26 protein-coding genes and 4 pseudogenes are annotated in these 19,746 nt (G+C 54.2%); 1 reads left to right on the top strand and 29 read right to left on the bottom strand.

The features are described from left to right. Positions 1-121: 121 nt before the first annotated feature. The 27 genes and pseudogenes from istB (V3224_RS15190) to istA (V3224_RS15055) all read right to left on the bottom strand — a co-directional run bounded on the left by istB (V3224_RS15190) (position 122) and on the right by istA (V3224_RS15055) (position 18,350). Positions 122-883 carry an IS21-like element helper ATPase IstB gene (gene istB, locus V3224_RS15190; protein WP_334467780.1) on the bottom strand — a complete coding sequence of 254 codons (762 nt, stop codon included), beginning with the start codon at positions 881-883 and terminating at the stop codon, positions 122-124. Further along, positions 870-1,910 (bottom strand): IS21 family transposase, encoded by a 1,041-nt coding sequence (gene istA, locus V3224_RS15185; RefSeq protein WP_334471496.1) that lies wholly within the window; start codon positions 1,908-1,910, stop codon positions 870-872. The genes istB (V3224_RS15190) and istA (V3224_RS15185) overlap by 14 nt, the downstream gene beginning before the upstream one ends. After that, positions 1,904-2,869 (bottom strand): hypothetical protein, encoded by a 966-nt coding sequence (locus tag V3224_RS15180; protein WP_334471494.1) that lies wholly within the window; start codon positions 2,867-2,869, stop codon positions 1,904-1,906. Before V3224_RS15180 ends, istA (V3224_RS15185) begins: the two co-directional genes overlap by 7 nt. A gap of 21 nt (positions 2,870-2,890) precedes the next feature. Continuing rightward, positions 2,891-3,217, bottom strand: a complete 327-nt coding sequence (locus V3224_RS15175; RefSeq protein WP_334471492.1) for a DNA circularization N-terminal domain-containing protein — start codon at positions 3,215-3,217, stop codon at positions 2,891-2,893. A gap of 9 nt (positions 3,218-3,226) precedes the next feature. Further along, positions 3,227-5,248, bottom strand: coding sequence for a tape measure protein (locus V3224_RS15170; protein ID WP_334471490.1), 2,022 nt, complete (start codon positions 5,246-5,248; stop codon positions 3,227-3,229). Between the two features lie 3 nt (positions 5,249-5,251). Further along, positions 5,252-5,395, bottom strand: a complete 144-nt coding sequence (locus V3224_RS15165; RefSeq protein ID WP_334467923.1) for a hypothetical protein — start codon at positions 5,393-5,395, stop codon at positions 5,252-5,254. Then, on the bottom strand, positions 5,373-5,834 hold the full coding sequence (locus V3224_RS15160; RefSeq protein ID WP_334471488.1) for a hypothetical protein: 462 nt from the start codon (positions 5,832-5,834) through the stop codon (positions 5,373-5,375). Before V3224_RS15160 ends, V3224_RS15165 begins: the two co-directional genes overlap by 23 nt. Positions 5,835-5,843: 9 nt before the next feature. Continuing rightward, positions 5,844-6,140, bottom strand: coding sequence for a phage tail tube protein (locus tag V3224_RS15155; RefSeq protein WP_334471487.1), 297 nt, complete (start codon positions 6,138-6,140; stop codon positions 5,844-5,846). 9 nt (positions 6,141-6,149) lie between these two features. Then, on the bottom strand, positions 6,150-7,655 hold the full coding sequence (locus tag V3224_RS15150; protein WP_334471485.1) for a phage tail sheath subtilisin-like domain-containing protein: 1,506 nt from the start codon (positions 7,653-7,655) through the stop codon (positions 6,150-6,152). Next, entirely contained in the window at positions 7,652-7,921 is a 270-nt protein-coding gene (locus V3224_RS15145) for a DUF2635 domain-containing protein (protein WP_334471483.1), read from the bottom strand. The genes V3224_RS15150 and V3224_RS15145 overlap by 4 nt, the downstream gene beginning before the upstream one ends. After that, positions 7,914-8,456, bottom strand: coding sequence for a phage protein Gp37 (locus tag V3224_RS15140; RefSeq protein WP_334471481.1), 543 nt, complete (start codon positions 8,454-8,456; stop codon positions 7,914-7,916). Before V3224_RS15140 ends, V3224_RS15145 begins: the two co-directional genes overlap by 8 nt. After that, on the bottom strand, positions 8,456-8,872 hold the full coding sequence (locus V3224_RS15135) for a gp436 family protein (RefSeq protein WP_334470951.1): 417 nt from the start codon (positions 8,870-8,872) through the stop codon (positions 8,456-8,458). The genes V3224_RS15140 and V3224_RS15135 overlap by 1 nt, the downstream gene beginning before the upstream one ends. Before the next feature lie 47 nt (positions 8,873-8,919). Then, on the bottom strand, positions 8,920-9,867 hold the full coding sequence (locus V3224_RS15130; RefSeq protein ID WP_334471479.1) for a Mu-like prophage major head subunit gpT family protein: 948 nt from the start codon (positions 9,865-9,867) through the stop codon (positions 8,920-8,922). Further along, positions 9,867-11,004: pseudogene (locus V3224_RS30060) on the bottom strand (phage protease). Before V3224_RS30060 ends, V3224_RS15130 begins: the two are co-directional and overlap by 1 nt. A 241-nt stretch (positions 11,005-11,245) precedes the next feature. Beyond that, positions 11,246-11,701: a phage virion morphogenesis protein gene (locus tag V3224_RS15115; protein ID WP_334471474.1), complete on the bottom strand. Its 456-nt coding sequence runs from the start codon at positions 11,699-11,701 to the stop codon at positions 11,246-11,248. Further along, on the bottom strand, positions 11,589-12,092 hold the full coding sequence (locus V3224_RS15110) for a Mor transcription activator family protein (RefSeq protein WP_334471472.1): 504 nt from the start codon (positions 12,090-12,092) through the stop codon (positions 11,589-11,591). Before V3224_RS15110 ends, V3224_RS15115 begins: the two co-directional genes overlap by 113 nt. 112 nt (positions 12,093-12,204) lie before the next feature. Further along, positions 12,205-12,723, bottom strand: coding sequence for a gp16 family protein (locus V3224_RS15105; RefSeq protein WP_334471470.1), 519 nt, complete (start codon positions 12,721-12,723; stop codon positions 12,205-12,207). After that, positions 12,720-13,025 (bottom strand): hypothetical protein, encoded by a 306-nt coding sequence (locus V3224_RS15100; protein WP_334471468.1) that lies wholly within the window; start codon positions 13,023-13,025, stop codon positions 12,720-12,722. The genes V3224_RS15105 and V3224_RS15100 overlap by 4 nt, the downstream gene beginning before the upstream one ends. 80 nt (positions 13,026-13,105) lie before the next feature. Then, entirely contained in the window at positions 13,106-13,738 is a 633-nt protein-coding gene (locus tag V3224_RS15095; protein WP_334472042.1) for a DUF3164 family protein, read from the bottom strand. Between the two features lie 43 nt (positions 13,739-13,781). After that, a complete protein-coding gene (locus V3224_RS15090) occupies positions 13,782-14,021 on the bottom strand; it encodes a hypothetical protein (RefSeq protein ID WP_334471466.1) in 240 nt (79 codons plus the stop codon). Next, a complete protein-coding gene (locus tag V3224_RS15085; RefSeq protein ID WP_334471465.1) occupies positions 14,005-14,421 on the bottom strand; it encodes a hypothetical protein in 417 nt (138 codons plus the stop codon). The genes V3224_RS15090 and V3224_RS15085 overlap by 17 nt, the downstream gene beginning before the upstream one ends. Next, positions 14,414-14,626: a hypothetical protein gene (locus V3224_RS15080; RefSeq protein WP_334471463.1), complete on the bottom strand. Its 213-nt coding sequence runs from the start codon at positions 14,624-14,626 to the stop codon at positions 14,414-14,416. Before V3224_RS15080 ends, V3224_RS15085 begins: the two co-directional genes overlap by 8 nt. A 2-nt stretch (positions 14,627-14,628) precedes the next feature. Beyond that, positions 14,629-15,570, bottom strand: coding sequence for an AAA family ATPase (locus V3224_RS15075; RefSeq protein WP_334472041.1), 942 nt, complete (start codon positions 15,568-15,570; stop codon positions 14,629-14,631). Positions 15,571-15,639: 69 nt separating this feature from the next. Further along, a complete protein-coding gene (locus V3224_RS15070) occupies positions 15,640-15,822 on the bottom strand; it encodes a hypothetical protein (RefSeq protein WP_334471461.1) in 183 nt (60 codons plus the stop codon). Between the two features lie 134 nt (positions 15,823-15,956). Then, a pseudogene (locus tag V3224_RS15065) lies at positions 15,957-16,277 on the bottom strand (Mu transposase C-terminal domain-containing protein); the annotation flags it as partial. 284 nt (positions 16,278-16,561) lie between these two features. After that, entirely contained in the window at positions 16,562-17,323 is a 762-nt protein-coding gene (gene istB / locus V3224_RS15060) for an IS21-like element helper ATPase IstB (RefSeq protein ID WP_334471460.1), read from the bottom strand. After that, positions 17,310-18,350 carry an IS21 family transposase gene (gene istA, locus V3224_RS15055; RefSeq protein ID WP_334471459.1) on the bottom strand — a complete coding sequence of 347 codons (1,041 nt, stop codon included), beginning with the start codon at positions 18,348-18,350 and terminating at the stop codon, positions 17,310-17,312. The genes istB (V3224_RS15060) and istA (V3224_RS15055) overlap by 14 nt, the downstream gene beginning before the upstream one ends. Positions 18,351-18,492: 142 nt before the next feature. On the opposite strand from istA (V3224_RS15055), the pseudogene V3224_RS30055 reads away from it, so the two are divergent. Further along, positions 18,493-18,621, top strand: a pseudogene (locus V3224_RS30055) (IS701 family transposase); the annotation flags it as partial. Positions 18,622-18,639: 18 nt separating this feature from the next. Here V3224_RS30055 and V3224_RS15050 read toward each other — a convergent pair. Then, positions 18,640-19,332, bottom strand: a pseudogene (locus V3224_RS15050) (thiamine pyrophosphate-binding protein); the annotation flags it as partial. 121 nt (positions 19,333-19,453) lie between these two features. Continuing rightward, the gene (locus tag V3224_RS15045) at positions 19,454-19,555 is read right to left on the bottom strand and encodes an IlvGEDA operon leader peptide (RefSeq protein WP_129109149.1); all 102 of its coding nucleotides are present in this window, start codon (positions 19,553-19,555) and stop codon (positions 19,454-19,456) included. Positions 19,556-19,746: the final 191 nt, after the last annotated feature.

Raw genomic sequence — 19,746 nt, 5'->3', positions numbered from 1 at the left:
TGACGCAGCCGGTTACGACGAATAAAGCGCGCCGTATCACACGCATCGCCGGTGATGTCAACGATCACCGAAAACTGATCCACTTTTTAGCTAAATCCGATCAATCAAAATTGATCCACTTTTACTCAGTCATTGCTCCTGAGCGCCGCTTATCTTTCAATCGATAGCTTTCACCGCTTAATTGCAGTACATGCGAATGATGAAGTAAACGATCAAGCATAGCGGCAGTTAATGTTGCGTCATCAGCAAAAGCATTTGGCCATTGCCCAAATGATAAGTTACTCGTCAATATGACACTGCCATGCTCATAACGCTTGGCAATCACATTGAAAAACAGGTTTGCTTCTTCTCGCCCAAACGGCAGGTATCCAATCTCATCGATAATCAACAATTTCGGGGCCATCACCGAACGTGATAGATATTGTTTGAGCTTATTTTGTCGTTTGGCAGTTGAGAGTTGCAACATCAGTTCAGCTGCCGTGGTAAAGCGGGTTTTCTTCTTGGCCTGTACTGCTTTTAATCCTAACCCAATAGCTAAATGCGTTTTGCCTACACCGCTTGGGCCAAGCAACACGACATTTTCATTACGTTCAATAAACGTTAATGCGCTTAATTCCTGTATGTGTTGTTTGGGGATCCCCGTTGCAAACTTAAAATCGAACGTATTAAGTTCTTTATGTGCTGGGAATCCTGCCATCCGACTCAAAAGATTACGGGTTCGTTCATCTCGTTGTTGTTGCTCACATTTTAATAGGGACAGTAAAAACTCTCCGTAGCTTTTGTCTTGGGCAATGCATTGTTCGGCAAGTGATGACCAATGAGTCGGAATAGAATTTAATTTCAATGACTCACACAGGTGTTCAATTTGTTCATGCAATAACATGTTCACCTCCCAGCAATGCTTCGTATACGCTGATTGAGTGTTGCAAACTGACAGATTCAAGGGGCGGTACGATACGGATATTAAGCGTATCAGTCTGCGGGATAGATTGGCAAACCCTTGCTGGTAAGGGTAGAAGATACTTAACTTCCTTAGCTAGTCTATCTGCTGGCTTCTCTAACGTTGTTCCATGAATCCGCTGATGGGCAACGCGTTGTAACCAGGGCCCCACTCTTGCATTAGCTATCTCAATATCCAGTTCAAGATTATGAGCACGAAGGTCGGTATTTAATGGTACGATAAAGCTGTTTTTTAAATAGTGGTTAAAGCGCTCTACTTTCCCTTTAGTTTTTGCCCTGTAGGGCTTGCAAGCACACAATTTAAACCCGTAATCTTTCGACATTTGAAGCATTTCGACATGTAATTTATGTTCACCTTCTGCATAAGCATCCCGTTCGATGATGAGGGATTTTGCGTTATCACACAATATTTCCTGTGGTACACCACCAAAATAGTCGAAAGCTTCTCGTAAACCTTGTTGCCAGGATTCTGCTCGTTCATTATCAAAGAACTTTACATAACTCGCACGCGAATAGCCTAGCGTTGCAACAAACGCTTTTAGTGATTTTTTACCTCGCCGGATGCTGGTGAAGTCGATTTGCATTTGTTGACCTGGCTGTGTTTCAAAACGGACGACAGCTTCGGGAACAATGCTTGGTTTAAATTGACAAACAAATCGGCGTAATTGAACAATACCGCCTTGATAGCCGCTTTCAACTACTTCATTAAATAAGACTGTTGCAGGAATCCAATCAGGTTTAGCCAGTTCAATTCGATGAAGCAAATAAGGTTTAAAGGGTGCTAATTTAGTCGGTTGTTGACTTCTTTTAGCATAAGTTGGCATTGTCTGTTGTTGTAAATGATGTTTTACGGTGTTACGGGATATGCCCAATTCACGGGCAATTTTTCGAAGGCTTTGTCCTTGTGCAAAGCGAACATGAATATCCACAAATATCTCCTTGGTTAACATAAATTATCCGTACAAAAATGTGCGAATAATACCAAGTGGATCAGTTTTGCATGATCGGTGACAGTGATGCGGTACAGGGTCACCAGCGCCGGCTCGGTGGTTGTCACTGCGGCCTGGATCAGGCCGGGTAACGCCACACCGCGATGGGATAAATCCGCCACAAAGGCGCGGCTTAACGCCCGCACCTGCAAGGCCAGGCTCTGATAGCCCAGCGCCGAGCTGGTCAGGGCACACGCATCCAGGCGGCGCGCGACCTGCTGGCTGACGCGCACCACATCCGGCGTACTTTCCAGCCAGCCGCTGTCACTGAGCGGCAGCGGGGCGGGCGAGGCCGTGCGTGGCAACCCATGCGCCGGTGCGTTTGGGCTGACCGCCGCCAGACTGGCGGTGAGCAGGGACGACAACATCTGTACCTGCACCACCGCCACCGCCAGGCCCAGCGTATTGTGCAATAGCTGCACCGTGGCGCGGGTGGCCGGTTGCAGCCCCTGCCTATCGCGCTGGCGGTCCTGACGGACCAGCGCGCTGTCCAGCCGGTCGGCCAGCTGGACTATCTGGTGTTGGAGTGCGCCGGGCTGCGGGGAGACCGGCGCGCGCCCCCGGTTTGTTATTTTTTCCGGTTGGGGGTAAGCCGGCAGGCGCTGTATGCCCTGAAAAATTCCCTTGAAGGCCAGCGCCATGCGGTCGGGGGTGGTGATAAGCCCCTGGATATTGCCGCGCAGGGCCGTGAATGAGGCGGTAAAGCTCTGCATATCGGCCAGCAGCCCCAGACCCGTGAGTGCGCTTTCCAGCGTGTTGGCTTTCTCGTTGACGCACGCCATTAACGCCTGCACGTCATGCAGCGAGGTCCGCCAGCCATCAGCCAGGGTTGAAAAGAGTGCGGCCAGTGTGCTGTCGCCCTGGCGATTGACCACCCCGGCGGTATCTTGGGCCACCGTGGGGGCGGTCTCATCGGCCACCGGCACCACCGTGACGGTAAACTACACCAGACGCTGGTTATCGACGCTGTAGCGGCTTTCAAAATGTTCAACCAGCACCGACAGCGTACCCCAGTCAGGGTGCAACAGCTCGCCCGGTCCCGGCGCATTCAGCGCCTGTGTCAGCCGTACCCGCTGCACCTGCACATCATCGCCGGTCAGTGACAGGGTGAAGGTGTGCTCAGGCACTTTTTTTCCTAAATCGTCTGCCCCACCGTGTTCGCGCAGCGGGTACTCACGCCGCACCACCCGGCGACCGCCGCGACTGCGCTGCTCTTTGTAAACCCAGAAAGGCACGCCGCGAAAGCGGCCCTGACCGGTACTTTTCATCTGCGCACCTCAATAAATATGATAATTATCGCCGTTATACACATCGAGCTGTAAGCCAAAGGCGTTGCTGTCGGTGACGGCGCTGTTTTGCAGCACCAGGCCCGGGGCCAGCGCGATACGCATGTCCGCCTGGGCTTTCACTGCCGGCGGCATCGCCTGTTGCTCGTCCTGCTTGTCCCACCGGGCGTAGATATCGCCCAGCCAGCCGCCAAGTTTTTCGCCGAGCACACTACCGAGCATCGAGCCGGCCACCGCCCCAATCGGGCCACCGATGGCCCCGACGAGGCCGTCCACCGTTGCCCCGGTTGCCGACCCCACTGCGCCACCTTTATCCTCGGCGCTGGCATTCTTGTCCAGCAGCGTCGGGGCCAGCGACAACGCCGTCAGCGCCGGGCCGCCGAGGCGCATTGCGCCGCGCCCGAGTGCCCCCGCAGACCGTCCCAGCCAGCCGGTGAAACCGGATAGCCGCGTCGTTGCCCCACCCAGCAGGCCACGCGCGCGCTGCCCCATATCGCGCAACCCGCCGCCCACACCGGACAGCCAGCGCCCGACCGTGCTCACGCCCGGTAGTCGGCTTAACCGTGCGCCAGTGCGATTGACCAGGCCGCCAAAGAAGCCTGAGACGGCGGAGGCCGCCCGCCCCAAACGGGAGCGCGGCACCGAGAGCGCTGGACGGCCCGGACGCAGGCGCGAGCCTTTACGGCGGGTGCGTCCGCTGCCATCGACATAAGTCTCACTGCCACCCCCGACGCCGCCCGCCGGCCAGTTGGTGACAAACACGCTCACCGGCGCACTGGCCAGCCCCCAGGCGGGACGGGCTATCGCCATCCCGACACGCGCCAGTTTCGAGGCGACGTAAATCGCCAGCATGGCTTTGGCGGTGTTAGCGGCATATTTGCCGATAGTGTCGAGGGTGTCGCCGTAACCGGCCTGGCGTAGCGCCATCAATTCAGCATTGACCCGGCTCAGGCCATTTTTAAACAGCGTGATGCCCCGTCGGGCACTGTCGAATACCCCGTTAAAACGGCTGGCGAGCCGGTTGGCCCATTGGTCCTGCAAACCGCTTTCCTGCGCCTCGCCGGCAACATCCAGAAAGTCTTTTAACTCGGTTTTAAGCCGTTTAAACGGCCCTTGATTCATTACCTTGACGGCGAACTGCTGCCAGACATCACCCAGCTGGGAAGTGAGTCCCGTCCACGAGTTCATCGCGTCTTTCTGCGCCCCTTTGGTCTCTGCCCGCATCGCCTGAAACAGCAAGCGAATAGACTCAGGCCCCAGCAAGCCTTTTTCCCCGCGAGCCTGCATTTCAGGACGTGTTTTTCCCAGCGCCCGGCCAAGGATGCTGTAAACATCAACGCCATAGCCGGTTAACAGGTTCGCATCCTGCGCCTGAATGCTTTTGCGGGAAAACATCTGCTTAAGCTGAAGGGAGGCACCTTGCGCTTCCGGCAGCGTCCAGCCGTGCCGCGCGCCCTGGTCTTCCAGCATGGCGACAAAAAGCCTCGCCTGCTCTCGGTTCATGCCAAATTCACGGCTGGTCGTGTACTCCTGAATGACGCCCTGCAAGCCCCAGGTGGTGTCTTTGGCGTTTTTCGTCGCCCACTGAATATCGTCGTCGGTCTGTCCCTTGTTCTTGTTATTCTGCGCGTTCAGGCGAATGGTGTAGTTTTCCATTGCCGCCGCCGGGTCGATAAAGGCTTTTTTCAGGCCAACCAGTGCCGCGCCCCCGGCCAGCAGCCCGTAAAGGCGTGCTACGCCGCCATAGGCCGCCTTGGCGCGCGTCTCCAGATGGTCAAAACCGGATGACACCGACGCCAGCCCCAGGCGCAGACCGCTAAAGGTGCGCTGGCCCTGATGGCCCAGCCGGTCAAGCTGACTTCCCAGGCTATTCGCCCGCAGACCGAGACCGTGCAGGGATGCGCCGCCTTGCCGCCCCATGCCGACCAGACTTTGACCGAACAGCCGCGCCTGCCGGGGCAGGGTGCCCAGCAGGTCAACAATGACGGCGGCTTTGACTTTTTTTTCTGCCATCGGTTACTCACGCTGTAATAAATGGGTGGCTTGCTGGCAGTGCCGGTAGAGCCGGATTAACGGCAGGGAAAGCGCCCAGTCCATGCCCGATTTGGTAACGGTTGCGAGCATCAGCGCCGCTTCCTCAATTTTTTCCCGACACTGCATCCAGTCGCCCCGCATCAGCCGCCAGCTGGCCGGCCAGCGCGCTGCCGCCCAGACGCTGGGCGATGATAAGGCGTTCAATATCCCGCGCCGACAGGCTTTTCAGTTGCAGCAGCGACAATGGGCCGTTGAGGTTGCCCAGCCGGGCGACCTGGCGGCGCAGCAGCTCAAACTCCACCATCGCTGGCGAACGCACTAACTCTGAGCCGTTAGCCGTCTGCACCACCCGCTCGGCGGCCAATTCGGCATCAATAATGTCCTTGCCGGTTAATGGCCGCAGGGTGACGTCCGTATGGCGCTGTTCATCATCACCGCTGCCGGTAACCAGACCGTCAACCAGGGTCAGTTGCCCGCGCGCCAGTTCGTCGGCGACACTGGCGATATCCGGCGACACCCCGTCAACCTCGTGGGCCGCCGCCAGGGTTTCCATGCTGTGGGTCATGCTTGCTCCTTACGCCACGCGCTGGCTGCGAATGGCGGTAAATTTGGCGGAGATTTCGCCCGCGTCCGTCAGGGATTCTTCCCCGTTGCTCCAGGCGTTGGTCATCATGTGCGTTTCGCCGGAATCGGCGGCAAACTCCAGCGTGGCGGCACGGGGCGTCGACTTATAGCCATAAACCCGTGCGCCGGTCACTTCCTCGCGTTTTTCCCCGGACGGGGTAAAGGTGGCCCCCGTCAGGGTCGGGTATTCCTGCCCGTTAACCCGGACAATGGCCTTGCCCTGGTATTGGTATTTGCCAAATGCCATCGTACCCCCTTACAAAATGAACTGAATTTGTTCCGCGAAAATGCGAAATTGATTAACAATATCCGGCGTGCACTGAACGTCTACCCGGTTACGGTCATTGTTGTTGCGCTCGACAATCAGGCTGTCGCGGAAGCGCTCGAAGTTCTCAATCAGCCCCGCCTCCAGCCACTCTATCGCCAGCGCCAGTAACTGGGTGCGGATAATGGCCGGCGTCACCATCGCCTGCCCCGGTGCCACCGGCGTACCGTCATCGGCCAGCTTATGGCGCGGAAAGCGCTGGGTGATGCGTACCCGGGTGGAATAGCGCAGATAAGACAGCGTCGCCACGGTATTCACATCGAGGTAAGACGGATCGGGATCGCCATAGGCGTTGGTACGATAGGTGGTTATCTGCCGCTCAATCTGCACCCCATCGTCGGCCCCCACGGTCACGGTAGCGATGCCGTCATACAGCAGCTGGTTACGCTCATTGGGGCGCAGCCGGTCAGACAATGCCGGCACCAGCCGTCGCGGCAGGCGCAGGCTTTGCAGCGGGCGCGCCGGATCAAGACTTAAATGTTTTGCGCCAATGGCACACAGGGTGGCCGCCCACAGATAGGCCGGCTCGGGGGCGCGCTGAATGCCGCTACAGGTCAGCAGAAAATCATTGCGCGTCTTACCGAACTGGGTGATTTCCCCCAGACTGCCGGTATGGGCCGCCCAGGCGATGCCGTCAGACATTTTGGTCGGTCCCCAGCGATCGCGCAGCGCTTCACTCAATAATTTCAGATTGGCCGCATCGAGCCAGGGCATGACAATATGGTGATACTGGGTATCCCCCAGCGCGGCAATACTGTTGGCCAAATCAGGGTTCGTCGCCCGTGCAGCGGGCGCGGCAAGTGTCACTGCCAGCCCGGGCGGCGTTATCTCGCCATCGTAATAATTCAGGCGGATATCCTGCGCCGAATAGTCGGAAATAAACCGTGCCGTCAGGGTCACCACCGTTTGATCGGCAGTGACATTTTCACCCCCCGGCGCGGCAGACACAGCGGTCACCGGCAGCGACGGCAGGGCATTAATCGCCAGGGCCAGCGCATCGCCGACCGCCTTACCCTGCTGGCCTTTCTCCACCGTCACGCGCACCCGCACGCCCCCGAGATAGACATTCAGTACCCCGGCCTGTTGTGCTGTGCCCGATAAGGTCAGGCTGCCGGCATCGGCCTTGCCCGCCCCGTTACCCTGCGCCATCACGGTTAACACCGCATCCGGGTTATCGGTTAAAAATTCCCTCACCATCGCCGCCAGCATCGATCCCTGGCCCCAGAGTGTCGCGGCATGATCGGCGCGGGTGATGCGGACCGGCGTGTCTACTGCGCCGCTGCCGTCGACCTTGCCGTCCTTGATGGCGGCCTGACCCAACATCAGCACCTGGGTCAGCGTGGTCGGGTTACCGGTGACGGCCTGCGAATTATCAATCTCAATATGCGTCAGCGGTAGGCGAACCCCGGCGCTGATTTCATTAAAGCTTATGGTCATGAAGGCGACTCCTGTTTACTCAAGGCGGCAGGGGCTGACTTTTGCCGGGTGGCCGCCGGTTTGGATGGGGGCGGGATTTCCAGCACATCCTTGAAACGCAGCCGGCGTAGCCAGAAAGCATTGCGCGGCACGCAGGCCCCCGTATCCGGTAACATCCGCAGGGAATTCGGTTCACGCACCGCACGCTCCGGGGCCGGCACCCCAAAAATCATCGGTAAGTCATGCGGGTTAGGGAAGCGCATCAAAGCGTTATCGGTGTCATTCATCGTCAGTGTGTCCCCTGCGCAGGGTAATATGGGCGGCGAACGGCAGACTGCCGTCCGCCTGGGTAAAGGTCTGATAATGGCGCAGGTACGCATCCACGCCATCGTCCTGCATCAACGCTGGCACCGGCTCCTCACAGGTAAAGTAGATGCCATACAGCACCACGCCGCAATTCCCCTGTTCCTCCGTGTACAGGTTGCGCCCCTCTTCAAAGCGCATCGGCCCAGCGTTTGCGGGACAAAAACCCGATAAGTCCGCTATCAGGCGCGCCACTATCTGGTAGAGGCCGGGGCGGTCTCCCTCGGCACCGTTGATAACCTCGGCCACCACGTAAAAAACAAAGCGACTGTCAATCACCCCTTTCACTTGACCCGCCTGCGCTCCCAGCCACACCAGATATACCGAGGGCGGTGTAAGTAGCACATCACGCAGCCCCGCCTCGCTCCAGTCGCCGGGATGGGTGGTGATCTCGCGCAACGTCTTGCCAAACACATCATGTAGCCGCGCCAGCAAGGCGTTTTCGGTGGAGACAATCATCAGATAAACCCTTTCTGCTGGCGCCCGAGTACCGACGCGTCGGCCTGCATCTGCGGCAAATCGGCACTGTCGGGGGCCTGGTTATCGCTATCCACCCCGAGCGGCAGCTCGCCGTTTTTCACCGCCTCCAGCCAGCGCAGCGCATCCTGGTAACGCTGGCGGGTTTGCTCAGTGGCCCGCTCGTCATTCAGGTAGTAAAACGCCATCGTACAGGCATGCTGTTTCAGCACCGACGGCACCACCGAGAGCGGCAGGGCGTAACGGGCCGCGATAAAGCTGTCCATCAGGGCGCTGGCATCGCTGAGCGCCTGGTCCACTTTCTGCCGGGCTGCCGCCTCATCGCCGCGCCCGTCGACCAGTTTTTCTATCAACGGGGCGCTATAGCGGGCGCGTAAATCCTGCTCACTGGCATACATCCACTGACTCTCCGTTAATGACCGTTAAAACCCGGTTTAAAGGGCGTTTAGAGCGCATCTGCCACCAACAGTGTCAGCTTGCCTTTCATTTCGTTAGAGACCGTGGTGCTGCCCTCGGCCAGTAATTCCCGCTCCAGTAACTGGGTGGCGGTTTTTTCCAGCTCCACCGGCACCACCAGATGGGTCGGGCGAATACCCAGCTTGCGACCGCCATCGGCACTAAAGCCGCGCATGGCGCTCCAGCCTTTCCAGAGGTTATCCAGCGTCAGTGACGCCTGCATGCGGTAAGCCATCTGCCAGAAGCCGTAGCCCACATTGCGCCGGGCGGAGGCACCAAAGACAAATTCGTTATCGGTAAACGCGCGCCCCTCATCGACCTTGGTCAGGGCGAGTAACTCCGGCGGGCGGCGGTTCTGGAAAATCAGCGGTTTAAGCGCCCGTGAGCAGTCCAGCAGATACCATACCGCCCCCTCGTAGTCTTTTTCTGTTGCCCCGGTGCCGGTTTTTTCAATCAACTGGTTGGCGACCTTTTTGGCGGTGCCGGTGCCGTCGACCTTGGGATAGACCGGATGCTCGCTATCAAAAAAAGGTTTACCGTCGTAGCAGTCGGTTTTATTGCCGTCGCGCAAGGCGGTAAACACCAGTTCGTCCGGTTGTGCGGCGGCAGCGCGCCCCATTTCCTGAAACAGCGGGGTATACACGCCCAGATTGTCATCCTCGAAATCATCGCGGGTAATGGCCACCGTACCTTCATAGGTCTTGTTGTTGATGGTGTAACCATAGACTTTCATCTGCTGGATACTGCGTGCACCGACCCACTCACGGAACGCGGGAAACTGCCGCAGCCAGCCGTAGGTATTGGATTTTGACGTCGAGGGCACGCTGGTCGCCACCTGCTGATAGTGAGACGGGGCCATCGCCAGCCCGTTCTGAAACTCTTTGCGAAAGCCGGTCATCAGGGCAGTGATTTGCGACGGGGTAATGGGGGTTGGCATTATAGTGCGTCCTCGGTCTTGATTTTCTGGAACGCCGCCGGGGTCATCCCCAGCACGCGCGCGGCCTGTAACTCTTCCGCCGACAGGGCGACGGTGGCGGTTTTTTCACGGTGTTGGGGCGGCAGCATCAGGGTTTCGGTCTGGGCGGCTATCGGCTGGCGCGTCGCCAGTTGCGCCGACAACGCCGCCACGCCAATCTGGTCGCCGAGTGTTTCCAGGTAGGCGCGCTCGGATTTCAATATCCGCCCGTCCTGCTCGGCCTGGTCCAGCGTCTGCGCCAGGGTGGTTTTTCCCAGGTCGGCGGACAGTGACACCACCTGCTCACGCACCGCGTTATAGGTCTCGACCGGGACATAGCGGCGTAAATCCACGGCCACCGTCGGTGCCTGGGTTTTCAGGGCGTTCAGGTCAGCGGACAGGGCCGCCATAGTGGTTTCCAGCGCGGTAGCCTTGTCCGCCTGGCTTTTTAGCGTGGTCACGGCAGACAGGGCGGCGGTGGCGACCTCATCGGTCAGCTCGCCGCCCGCCGGCACCGTCAGGCCCAGCGCGGCCAGCAGCGCGTTTAACGATGGATTCATTGCAGGCTCCTTAGGGGAGGAAGGGGGGAACAGTTAACGCCTGGTAGATATCTTCGGCGCTCAGAGCGGCCACCGGGCGCAGGCCCGTCAGACCCGGATCGCCGGTAATGGCTAACATTCTTAGCTCAAGGGGTTCGCCGCTGCGCGCGTCATAGCCCATCACCAGCGAAAAATAGGGAAATTCATTGTTTTTCAGGTGCTCAAGCGCCGGCGGGTTCCACTCCGGCTTGACCCAGACCCCGGTGTTGTCGTCCCAGCGAAAACGCGCCGGGGTCGCCGGAACAAAGCCGGCTGCCGGGGCCGCTTCCGGTTTAAACAGCGTCTGGTGGTTATAATCGATTTTGACAGGCTGATTGAGCGCTACCACTCGCGCCACCATGCGGTTAAACGCGGCTTCGTTAATCAGCCAGCCCTCGGCGGGCGTCTCGGGGCGACCATCACGCGCCCGGACATGGCCGGCGGGCATCACCTGACACCAGCCGTCATGATCAAAGGGCGAGAGCGTCGCGGCGTTAAGCACCGCATAGGCTATCTTGGGAACAGGGGGTTTTGTCGTCATGCCGGCAGTGTGGCAGCCTGAGTGCGGACGGTGGGATTACGCTAAATTAACAATCTAAAGAGAGGGCCAGTTTTACGTTGGCAGGGGGGCAGATTTCAATGGGCACTGACAACGGCGGGCGCCCGCCTGCATAACCCCGTTCAAAACCCCTTCAAAAACGCCGGGGCGCGTTCAAAAGATTTTTTTGATGCCAAGGTGTACACCGTCTCCGTCATCATCACGTGGTGGGGCGCACAGGCGCTTATGGGTGTAGGGCGTTAGACAGACGTTGCGCCAGGGCGTCGAGAATATCCCGCTCACCGGTCGGATCCAGTCCCATAAACGGACGGGCCGGGATGGCTGCCGGCCCCGGACGCATCCCCAGTTTGCCGCCCCACTGATGGATGGCCGCCTGCGGCGCATTGGCCCCGATACGCGCCCAGCTATCGCCCCAGTCGATGCTCACCGAGCGCGCCATATCGCCCTCGCGGGTCAACACCGTGATCGGGCTGTAACCGTGCCGCTCACGCCAGCGGCGATACGGATCGCTCAAGGGTGCCCAGGCCGCCCCGGTATCCGGCGCGCGTTCGCGCTCAAACGCCTGCTCAGTGGCCGAAAGGAGGCTGGCGGCGACAGGCGACAATACGGGTGATCGCCTTGCCGTCTTCGCCAACGCGTTGCAGCTCGGCAAACAGGGCGGGTTGGGTACGCTTGACATAGCGCTGGCGCTGGGTGGCAATCACTTTATAAATCTGTATCTGTCCGAGCCGGTATTCCTTGCGTAGCGTTTCAATCGGTGTGCCCTGCTGCCAGCGGTGGAAAATTTCATCGTCGCGTAACGCCGTAAGCAGACTGTCGCCTTTAGGCAAATAATAGTTACGCTCACCCGCATAAGCGGCCAGGGCCGCCGCCATTTTACGCGCCAGAGGGCGAGATTGGGGGGCGGTAAATCCCTGGCGTTGCAGTTCATTATCCATCACATCCACCAACGCGGCGAGTAATTGTGGCCACTGAGGCTGTAAGGTTTCCTCATCCACCGTGTCTATTCGGTCAATTAACGCATGCAGCTGGGTATCATCGGCGAGTAAATCCGCTTGGTGTGTCTTCATCGTCTACCTCATCAGGTAAGTTGAGTAATAATGTTATTATACAATATATTATCCCATAACCCTAAAGCGAGACGCCCCTTCTGCCCACGGTGACGATAACCCGTTAACGACGTTATGACGATACACGGGTCTCGGCCTCATAACGCTGACAAACGCGCGGATAACTTTCAGTCGGCGTACCCGGTGGGAGTGTCGCCAGCATGCAGCGCCGATGCCAGCGCTTGAGACTTTCAAGCACCTTGACGGCCAGGGCGTTATCCTGATTGAGCCAGGCCAGCTGTGCCACCCCCAGGCCACCGTTCTCCTTGGCCGTTGTACGCGTTATCCAGGCATTCAGTGCTGCCTCATCGCCCGACTGCACAAAGCCCTGGAGGTGCATGGTCTGCCAGATGGCAAGGATTTTTGCGACCGGTGAAGCGGGTTTAACTCCCCGTAAAACCGGCTTTGAACGCACGGTAAAGCCTTTTTGCTGAAAGGCATGTAACACCCTGACCAGCTCGGGTACCGTCATTTCCCGGCAACTGGTTTTATCGGCGCACACCTTCATCAGCACCGCGCGGTAGGTCTCTTCGTCCAGTTGTAACTCCCGACGGGCCACATGGATAAGTTTGATTAAAGTAGCCCGGTTCATGCCTTATCTCCCGTGTTTATCGTCGCTGGTGGTTGGGTCAATAGGCGTTGCGACAAGGCGTCCAGCTTGCGCACTTTTTCATCGTCAATCATCGCCGCCAGACCGTTCAAGCGAAGCTGGGCGAGCATGATTTCCATGTCCGCCACGGTTTGACAGACTTGTCGCATATTCTGACCCTGCGAAAGAAAACGGCACAGCGCGCCGGCCAGTGCCCCGCAGAGCTCAATGGTTTTTAACATCTGTCGGTCATGCCCCCAACGCGCCAGGGCGGCGTCATAAATTAAATTTTCATTCACTAACATCAATATGTCCTCGGCTGAATCCGGCGCGCCCGATGCCCTGACGTGCGCGCCAGATTTAAAGCCATCGATTAAAAAAGGCATTACAGTTTGGAGATATCGAGCGACAGTTGTTTATAGGCTTTGTCCGCTTCCCGCTGATAAAAACGCAGATAGGTACTGCTGCCGCTGACCTTAATCGAATCGCTGACCGCGCGCATCGCCTCTTGCCATTCTTCATCGTCAATATCTAAATCCCGTAGCGCCAGCACTTCATTAATATCAATCTGTCCCTGTTTATTGACCTTAAAGGAACGCTTCACGATGGCGATTAATTTGGCATCCGCGCCATCTGACCATTTGGTAATGCAGGCCGCGATTTTTTCTTTCGCCGCCTGGATACGTTCATCAAAAATACGGTGTTCGCCCACCGCCCGAACAAGACGATACCGCCCGTCAAAGCTGGTCAGGGTGGCATTGCCTTTAGCGGCCCCGTAATTGACGCCATATTCGGCGGCGGATAAATCGACAAAATCCCGAATACGTTGCAGGGCGCGCAATTTAAATTCGGCCAGTTGATGCCGAAGCTGCCGCGCCTCGGTAAACAGGCTGTCAATCAATTCATCGCGTAACAGGTCAATCGGCTTGATATGACTGACCGGCACCATATGCCCTAACGCATTAATGCGATAGCCGTCAGGGGGTGTTAGGGGAGATTTTTCAGGGTGATAATGCATATTTCGTGTTTCCTCGCTAAAAGAGTGGATAACGGCGGCGCATTTAGTCCTGCGCGTCCCAATAGACCAGACAGCCTGATAACGGTTTGGCATAGACCTGACGCCGCTGGCCCTGGTAATACAAGGTAATGGTCGTCACCGCATCGGACGCCGTCGGCTGACCCGCCGGCGGGATAATTTTTATAAACGGGCGCAGCCGATAACGCCGGGCGGACAGAATGTCGCTGCCGACCGCGCGTAACTGATAACGCACGCTATTCATCGCATCAAACATGTTCATCATGATGACCTTTCCTTTTCAGCATATTCATTGATAGCCTAGCCTCAAAAAGTAGCGTGCTCAGTAAAGCCGGCCCTGATTCGGACGGCACTGACCGCCCGGACAACAATGCCCGTAAGGTGCGCCAGGCGGCATACCACGCCTGACGCCGGCTTGGGCCAGAGAGATAACAGCCCAGTTGCAGCGCTTCCCAGCTATCTACATCAAATCCCTGCCACCGGTAATACTGTTGCTGGGCCGGGGGCAAGGTCGCCGCCGCCATCTCATACCGGTCCAGCCAGAGGTACGGCGTTGCCCCGCGTGACAGGGTAATATTGGGCCGGATAGTCCCATCAACGTTATAGCTTGCGTAGCGGGCCATACGCCGCAGGGCGAGGACTTCATGGCGTAAAGAGTTATTCATCACTGGCTCTCCTGAGTAAACGGTTCATGTCATGACATAACTGCATCATCACCTCTTGCGCATCCGGCAACACATAGAGCGCAGCGCCCCGATTGCCAAATGACACCAGCAGACTGTGTGACGATTCCAGCGAGACGGACACCACCCGCCGGGTATTGAGCAGCACCTGGCGTCCGGCGCTGTCGGTAAAGAGCACACCACCCATACTCACCCCCTGGCCGGCAGCAGGTCGGTATCGGTATACACCTCCCTGAACGCCGCCTTGATGTATTTTTCCCCCAGCTGGGCCTGTGCATCACCGCTGGCCATCAGCCACGCCTGGCGCAGGGTGTGCGACAATACCCGCAAGGCACCGGCTTTCTGGGCAATGGCCTGTACCAGCGTCAGCTCACTCTCGCCAGTAATGCCCCAGGCGGCAGCAATCGCGGCCACATCCGCTTTTTTGGCCTTTAACAGGCGCTTGGAGCGGGCGATACGGCTGTACAGCCGAGCCAAGTCATCCGCCCCCTGGGTTGAACGGGCCGATTTCGACAGGCCGCGCGGGTTACCAATCAGCACCATGCCGACCCCGGTCGCATCCTGAATGGCGCGCAGCTGCTCCAGCCCGTCAATGCCCAGGTGGTCAGCCTCATCGACAATCACCAGCCCGTGAGTACCGGTCAGCCGCCGCCAAATTGCACGCGCCAGCGTCCCCTTGTTTCTGGGCAGGTCGCTAAGACCTAGCGCCTCGGCCAGCTCCAGCAGACACTCGGTGATACTGGCGTGGGCCGGGGAAAGGGTCACCATCCAGGTATTGGCATGCTGGCAGTACTGACGGGCGGCAAAGGTTTTGCCCACCCCCGGCACCCCGACAATCACATTCATACACTGCGCCAGCCGGACAAACTGGAACACTGCCCATATCTCCTTGACCGTGGCCGTCTCCACAAACTGCGGCGGCGCGGGCAAGGTCTTTTTTTGCTGATAATCCGTCAGCCAGCGGGTTAACCGTTCCCCGACCCGCTGATTGTTGCCGTTATAACTACCGTTGATAAAGCTGGATATCACTGCACTCGACTGGCCGGTTTCGCGGGCAATCTGCGCCTGGGTGACCTGGTCTGTATCGATTAACGGTTGCAGCTGCTTGATAATCTCTGGGTTTTCAGTCATCATCTTGCCTCCTGATAAAAGTTGTTTTGTATTTCAATCAGCCATCGGTTTGCCGACCAGATGGCTTTTTTACAACAGCGGGTCAATCCGCTGGGCTTCCAGTAATGCCAAACCCCGTTGTAACGCGGCTTCCGCATCAAGGTCGCTCTGTTCTTCAACCTCAGCTTTTAATGCGGTATTCCCCAATTGCCGATAAACATTGACCGGTAACTCGAGGTCATTCACTTTCTCACCCGGCAACGTTAGGGTCACGAGTTTCGCACGGGCATATAAAATTCTAGAAATGGCTTCAGAACAATAATTAATCTGTAACTTGCTAAGACGTATAAATTTACTTAAATTACAATAAGTTATTTTTAATTTATGAGATTTTTTCTATTTATATATTATGCTGAATTAAACTTAAAAATAGAGCGTTTTTTTATTGGTGCGAAACTCGTGAGGGTATTTTCTGCCTCAGCAAGCGCCACTTTCTCCTCACCCCGCTTACGCATCCCTTTGATACGTTGCTGCCGGTTGTGGTATTCCGCCGTTACCGGGAAGGCCAGCTGTTTATTGCCGTCCCACAGGGCGTCACAGAGGTAAGTACCGTCCATACGGCGCACGATAACCTTGCTGGCATCGTGAATGTCGTAACTGATTAACACCTTGCGGTCGTGCTCATCGACTAGTTTGGCGGCATAATAAATATTGTCACGAGTTTCGCACCAATAAAAAAACGCTCTATTTTTAAGTTTAATTCAGCATAATATGTAAATAGATAAAACCTTATAAATTAAATATAACTTATTGTAAATTAAGTGAATTTATGCATTTCAGTAACTTGCAGATTAATCATTACTTTTAAGCCATTTCTAGAATTTTATAGGCCTGTGCGAAACTCGTGATTGTTAAGGAAACGGATTTCACAGCGCCTGACCGTGTGTCAACGATCACCGAAAACTGATCCACTTTTTAGCTAAATACGATCAATCAAAATTGATCCACTGTTTTACTCGGTTATTGCTCCTGATCGCCGCTTATCTTTCAATCGATAGCTTTCACCGCTCAATTGCAGTACATGCGAATGATGAAGTAAACGATCAAGCATAGTGGCGGTTAATGTTGCGTCATCAGCAAAAGCACCAGGCCATTGTCCAAATGATAAGTTACTCGTCAATATGACACTGCCATGCTCATAACGCTTGGCAATCACATTGAAAAATAGGTTTGCTTCCTCTCGCCCAAATGGCAGGTATCCAATCTCATCTATGATCAACAACTTCGGGGCCATTACCGAACGTGATAGATATTGTTTGAGCTTATTTTGTCGTTTAGCAGTTGAGAGTTGCAACATCAGTTCAGCCGCTGTTGTAAAGCGAGTTTTCTTCCTGGCCTGTACTGCTTTTAATCCTAATCCAATAGCTAAATGCGTTTTGCGTACACCGCTTGGGCCAAGCAACACGACATTTTCATTACGTTCAATAAAAGTTAATGCACTTAATTCTTGTATTTGTTGCTTAGGAACACCCGTTGCAAACTTAAAATCGAACGAACTAAGTTCTTTGTGTGTTGGGAATCCTGCCATCCGACTAAAGAGATGGCGAGTTCGTTCATCTCGTTGTTGTTGCTCACATTTTAATAGGGACAATAAAAACTCTCCGTAGCTTTTGTCTTGGGCAATGCACTGTTCGGCAAGTGATGACCAATGAGTCGGAACAGAATTTAATTTCAATGACTCACACAGGTGTTCAATTTGTTCATGCAATAACATGTTCACCTCCCAGCAATGCTTCATATACGCTGATTGAGTGTTGCAAATTGACAGATTCAAGCGGCGGTACGATACGGATATTAAGCGCATTAGTCTGCGGGATAGATTGGCAAATCCTTGTTGGCAAAGGAAGAAGATACTTAATTTCCTTAGCTAATCTATCTGCTGGCTTCTCTAACGTTGTTCCATGAATCCGCTGATGAGCGACTCGTTGTAACCATGGCCCCACTTTTGCATTGGCTATCTCCATGTCCAGTTCAAGATTATGAGCACGAAGGTCGGTATTTAATGGTACGATAAAGCTGTTTTTTAAGTAGTGGTTAAAGCGCTCTACTTTACCTTTTGTTTTTGCCCTGTAGGGCTTACAAGCACTCAATTTAAATCCGTAATCTTTCGACATCTGAAGCATTTCGACATTTAATTTATGTTCACCTTCTGCATAAGCATCCCGTTCGATGATGAGAGCTTTTGCGTTATCACACCATACTTCCTGTGGTACACCACCAAAATAGTCGAAAGCGTCTTTTAAACCTTGTTGCCAGGATTCTGCTCGCTCATTATCAAAGAATTTTACATAACTCGCACGCGAGTAGCCGAGCGTTGCAACAAACGCTTTTAGGGGTTGTTTTCCTCGCCGGATGGTGGTGAAGTCGATTTGCATTTGTTGACCTGGCTGTGTTTCAAAACGGACGACAGCTTCGGGAACGATGCTTGGTTTAAATTGACAAACAAATCGGCGTAATTGAGCAATACCGCCTTGATAACCTCTTTCAACTACCTCATCAAATAAGACTGTTGCAGGGATCCAATCAGGTTTAGCCAATTCAATTCGCTGAAGCAAATAAGGTTTAAAGGGTGCCAGTTTACTCGGTTGTTTACTTCTTTTAGCATAAGTTGGCATTCCCTGCTGTTGTAAATGATGTTTTACGGTGTTACGGGAAATGCCCAATTCACGGGCAATTTTTCGAAGGCTTTGTCCTTGTGCAACGCGAACATGAATATCCACAAATATCTCCTTGGTTAACATAAATTACCCGTACAAAAATGTACGAATAATACCAAGTGGATCAGTTTTAGATGATCGTTAGTGGATCAGTTTTGCATGATCGCTGAAACGTGCGCTCGGTCTGTGGCATAAACAAGTCACGCAGTTCAAACTGTGTCAGCCACTTTCTGCGTGGTTTGAACAACATAAACGTCGTATATCTGAAAAAATAACCCTTTATCAACAAAATTGGGACGTAATCAAAAGTGCTATTACTGAGCAAATCCGTGTTTTATTAGCGTACCCAAATTAGTTTTGTGCGAAACTCGTGTAATGTAGAAACTGTAGGTAATCCTGAGATAGCAATAAAATCCCTCAACTCAGCGACCGCCCCTGACATACCAACACCGCCACCCACATACAAAATAGGTTGTTTCGCTTGCTCCATAATTTCACATGCAGTAGCTAATTGATAAGCAGAATAAAATGGTTTTTGTTCAACTGGCATCAAATAAGGCAGCGAATGAGTTGTCTGCAACTGTATATCTTTGGGAATATCAATTAAAACTGGGCCTGGACGACCCGTTGTTGCAATACTGAAAGCCTCAGTAATAACCTGTGGCAACATATCAACAGAATCCACTAAGAAACTGTGTTTTGTACAAGCTAAAGAAAGACTTAAAATATCAACTTCCTGAAAGGCATCTGTGCCAATAAGCTCCAAAGCAACCTGTCCTGTTATGGCAACGATAGGCACTGAATCTAATAATGCATCGGCTAAACCAGTGATTAAATTGGTTGCTCCTGGCCCTGATGTTGCAATACAGACTCCTGGTTTATTCGTTGCTCTTGCATAACCAATAGCAGCCATAACAGCACCTTACTCATGGCGACATAAGAGATGTTCTAAATCACTATCATACAAAGCGTCATAAACAGGCATAATGGCCCCCCCTGGATAACCAAAAATCTGTTCAACCCCTTGGGTAATTAATCCCTGAACTAACCATTGTGCTCCATTCATTGTTCTACTCCAGAAACCTAATTTATTGGTTTATTTTTCTAAACTCTCACCGACAACTAAAATTTAAAGCTAAAAAAAACCCCGCGCCTTTCGGTGCGGGGTTCTTGTGAAATCTGGCTAGTTATTCTGCCTTTCTTCTTCCAAGTGCTGCCCCGCACGGTGGGATAATCACCACCACGCTCACAATAATTAGGTTAATTATTAGTGCAAACACCTTCGTCATAATATCCGTTCTTTGATCTTGATAATTTATTTAGTTATTTAGAGTTAACACGTTGACACTTATTTGACAATACTTATTTTATTTTTTTATCGAAAAATAAAAAATTACGATTAAAATCAATAATTAAACCTAATAATAAAATAATTCCATTAAAAATAGAAAATAATTGAAATAAAAAACCATTAAATGCA

The organism is Arsenophonus sp. PmNCSU2021_1 (genome assembly GCF_036919435.1).
Lineage (GTDB): Bacteria > Pseudomonadota > Gammaproteobacteria > Enterobacterales > Enterobacteriaceae > Arsenophonus > Arsenophonus nilaparvatae.
Note: the sequence above shows the minus strand (reverse complement) of the source record. Positions and strands in the feature narration are given on the sequence as shown.

Coding starts and splice junctions, on each gene's coding strand:
- istB (WP_334467780.1), bottom strand. CDS start 883: ATGTTATTGCATGAACAAATTGAACACCTGTGTGAGTCATTGAAATTA.
- V3224_RS15160 (WP_334471488.1), bottom strand. CDS start 5,834: ATGACCCACAGCATGGAAACCCTGGCGGCGGCCCACGAGGTTGACGGG.
- V3224_RS15095 (WP_334472042.1), bottom strand. CDS start 13,738: ATGCATTATCACCCTGAAAAATCTCCCCTAACACCCCCTGACGGCTAT.
- V3224_RS15140 (WP_334471481.1), bottom strand. CDS start 8,456: ATGATTGTCTCCACCGAAAACGCCTTGCTGGCGCGGCTACATGATGTG.
- V3224_RS15150 (WP_334471485.1), bottom strand. CDS start 7,655: ATGACCATAAGCTTTAATGAAATCAGCGCCGGGGTTCGCCTACCGCTG.
- V3224_RS15130 (WP_334471479.1), bottom strand. CDS start 9,867: ATGCCAACCCCCATTACCCCGTCGCAAATCACTGCCCTGATGACCGGC.
- V3224_RS15135 (WP_334470951.1), bottom strand. CDS start 8,872: ATGTATGCCAGTGAGCAGGATTTACGCGCCCGCTATAGCGCCCCGTTG.
- V3224_RS15100 (WP_334471468.1), bottom strand. CDS start 13,025: ATGTTAGTGAATGAAAATTTAATTTATGACGCCGCCCTGGCGCGTTGG.
- V3224_RS15175 (WP_334471492.1), bottom strand. CDS start 3,217: ATGAAAAGTACCGGTCAGGGCCGCTTTCGCGGCGTGCCTTTCTGGGTT.
- istA (WP_334471459.1), bottom strand. CDS start 18,350: ATGTTAACCAAGGAGATATTTGTGGATATTCATGTTCGCGTTGCACAA.
- V3224_RS15080 (WP_334471463.1), bottom strand. CDS start 14,626: ATGGGTGGTGTGCTCTTTACCGACAGCGCCGGACGCCAGGTGCTGCTC.
- istA (WP_334471496.1), bottom strand. CDS start 1,910: ATGTTAACCAAGGAGATATTTGTGGATATTCATGTTCGCTTTGCACAA.
- V3224_RS15085 (WP_334471465.1), bottom strand. CDS start 14,421: ATGAATAACTCTTTACGCCATGAAGTCCTCGCCCTGCGGCGTATGGCC.
- V3224_RS15155 (WP_334471487.1), bottom strand. CDS start 6,140: ATGGCATTTGGCAAATACCAATACCAGGGCAAGGCCATTGTCCGGGTT.
- V3224_RS15165 (WP_334467923.1), bottom strand. CDS start 5,395: ATGCAGTGTCGGGAAAAAATTGAGGAAGCGGCGCTGATGCTCGCAACC.
- V3224_RS15170 (WP_334471490.1), bottom strand. CDS start 5,248: ATGGCAGAAAAAAAAGTCAAAGCCGCCGTCATTGTTGACCTGCTGGGC.
- V3224_RS15075 (WP_334472041.1), bottom strand. CDS start 15,570: ATGACTGAAAACCCAGAGATTATCAAGCAGCTGCAACCGTTAATCGAT.
- V3224_RS15110 (WP_334471472.1), bottom strand. CDS start 12,092: ATGAAGACACACCAAGCGGATTTACTCGCCGATGATACCCAGCTGCAT.
- V3224_RS15145 (WP_334471483.1), bottom strand. CDS start 7,921: ATGAATGACACCGATAACGCTTTGATGCGCTTCCCTAACCCGCATGAC.
- V3224_RS15090 (WP_334471466.1), bottom strand. CDS start 14,021: ATGATGAACATGTTTGATGCGATGAATAGCGTGCGTTATCAGTTACGC.
- V3224_RS15115 (WP_334471474.1), bottom strand. CDS start 11,701: ATGTCAAGCGTACCCAACCCGCCCTGTTTGCCGAGCTGCAACGCGTTG.
- V3224_RS15045 (WP_129109149.1), bottom strand. CDS start 19,555: ATGACGAAGGTGTTTGCACTAATAATTAACCTAATTATTGTGAGCGTG.
- istB (WP_334471460.1), bottom strand. CDS start 17,323: ATGTTATTGCATGAACAAATTGAACACCTGTGTGAGTCATTGAAATTA.
- V3224_RS15105 (WP_334471470.1), bottom strand. CDS start 12,723: ATGAACCGGGCTACTTTAATCAAACTTATCCATGTGGCCCGTCGGGAG.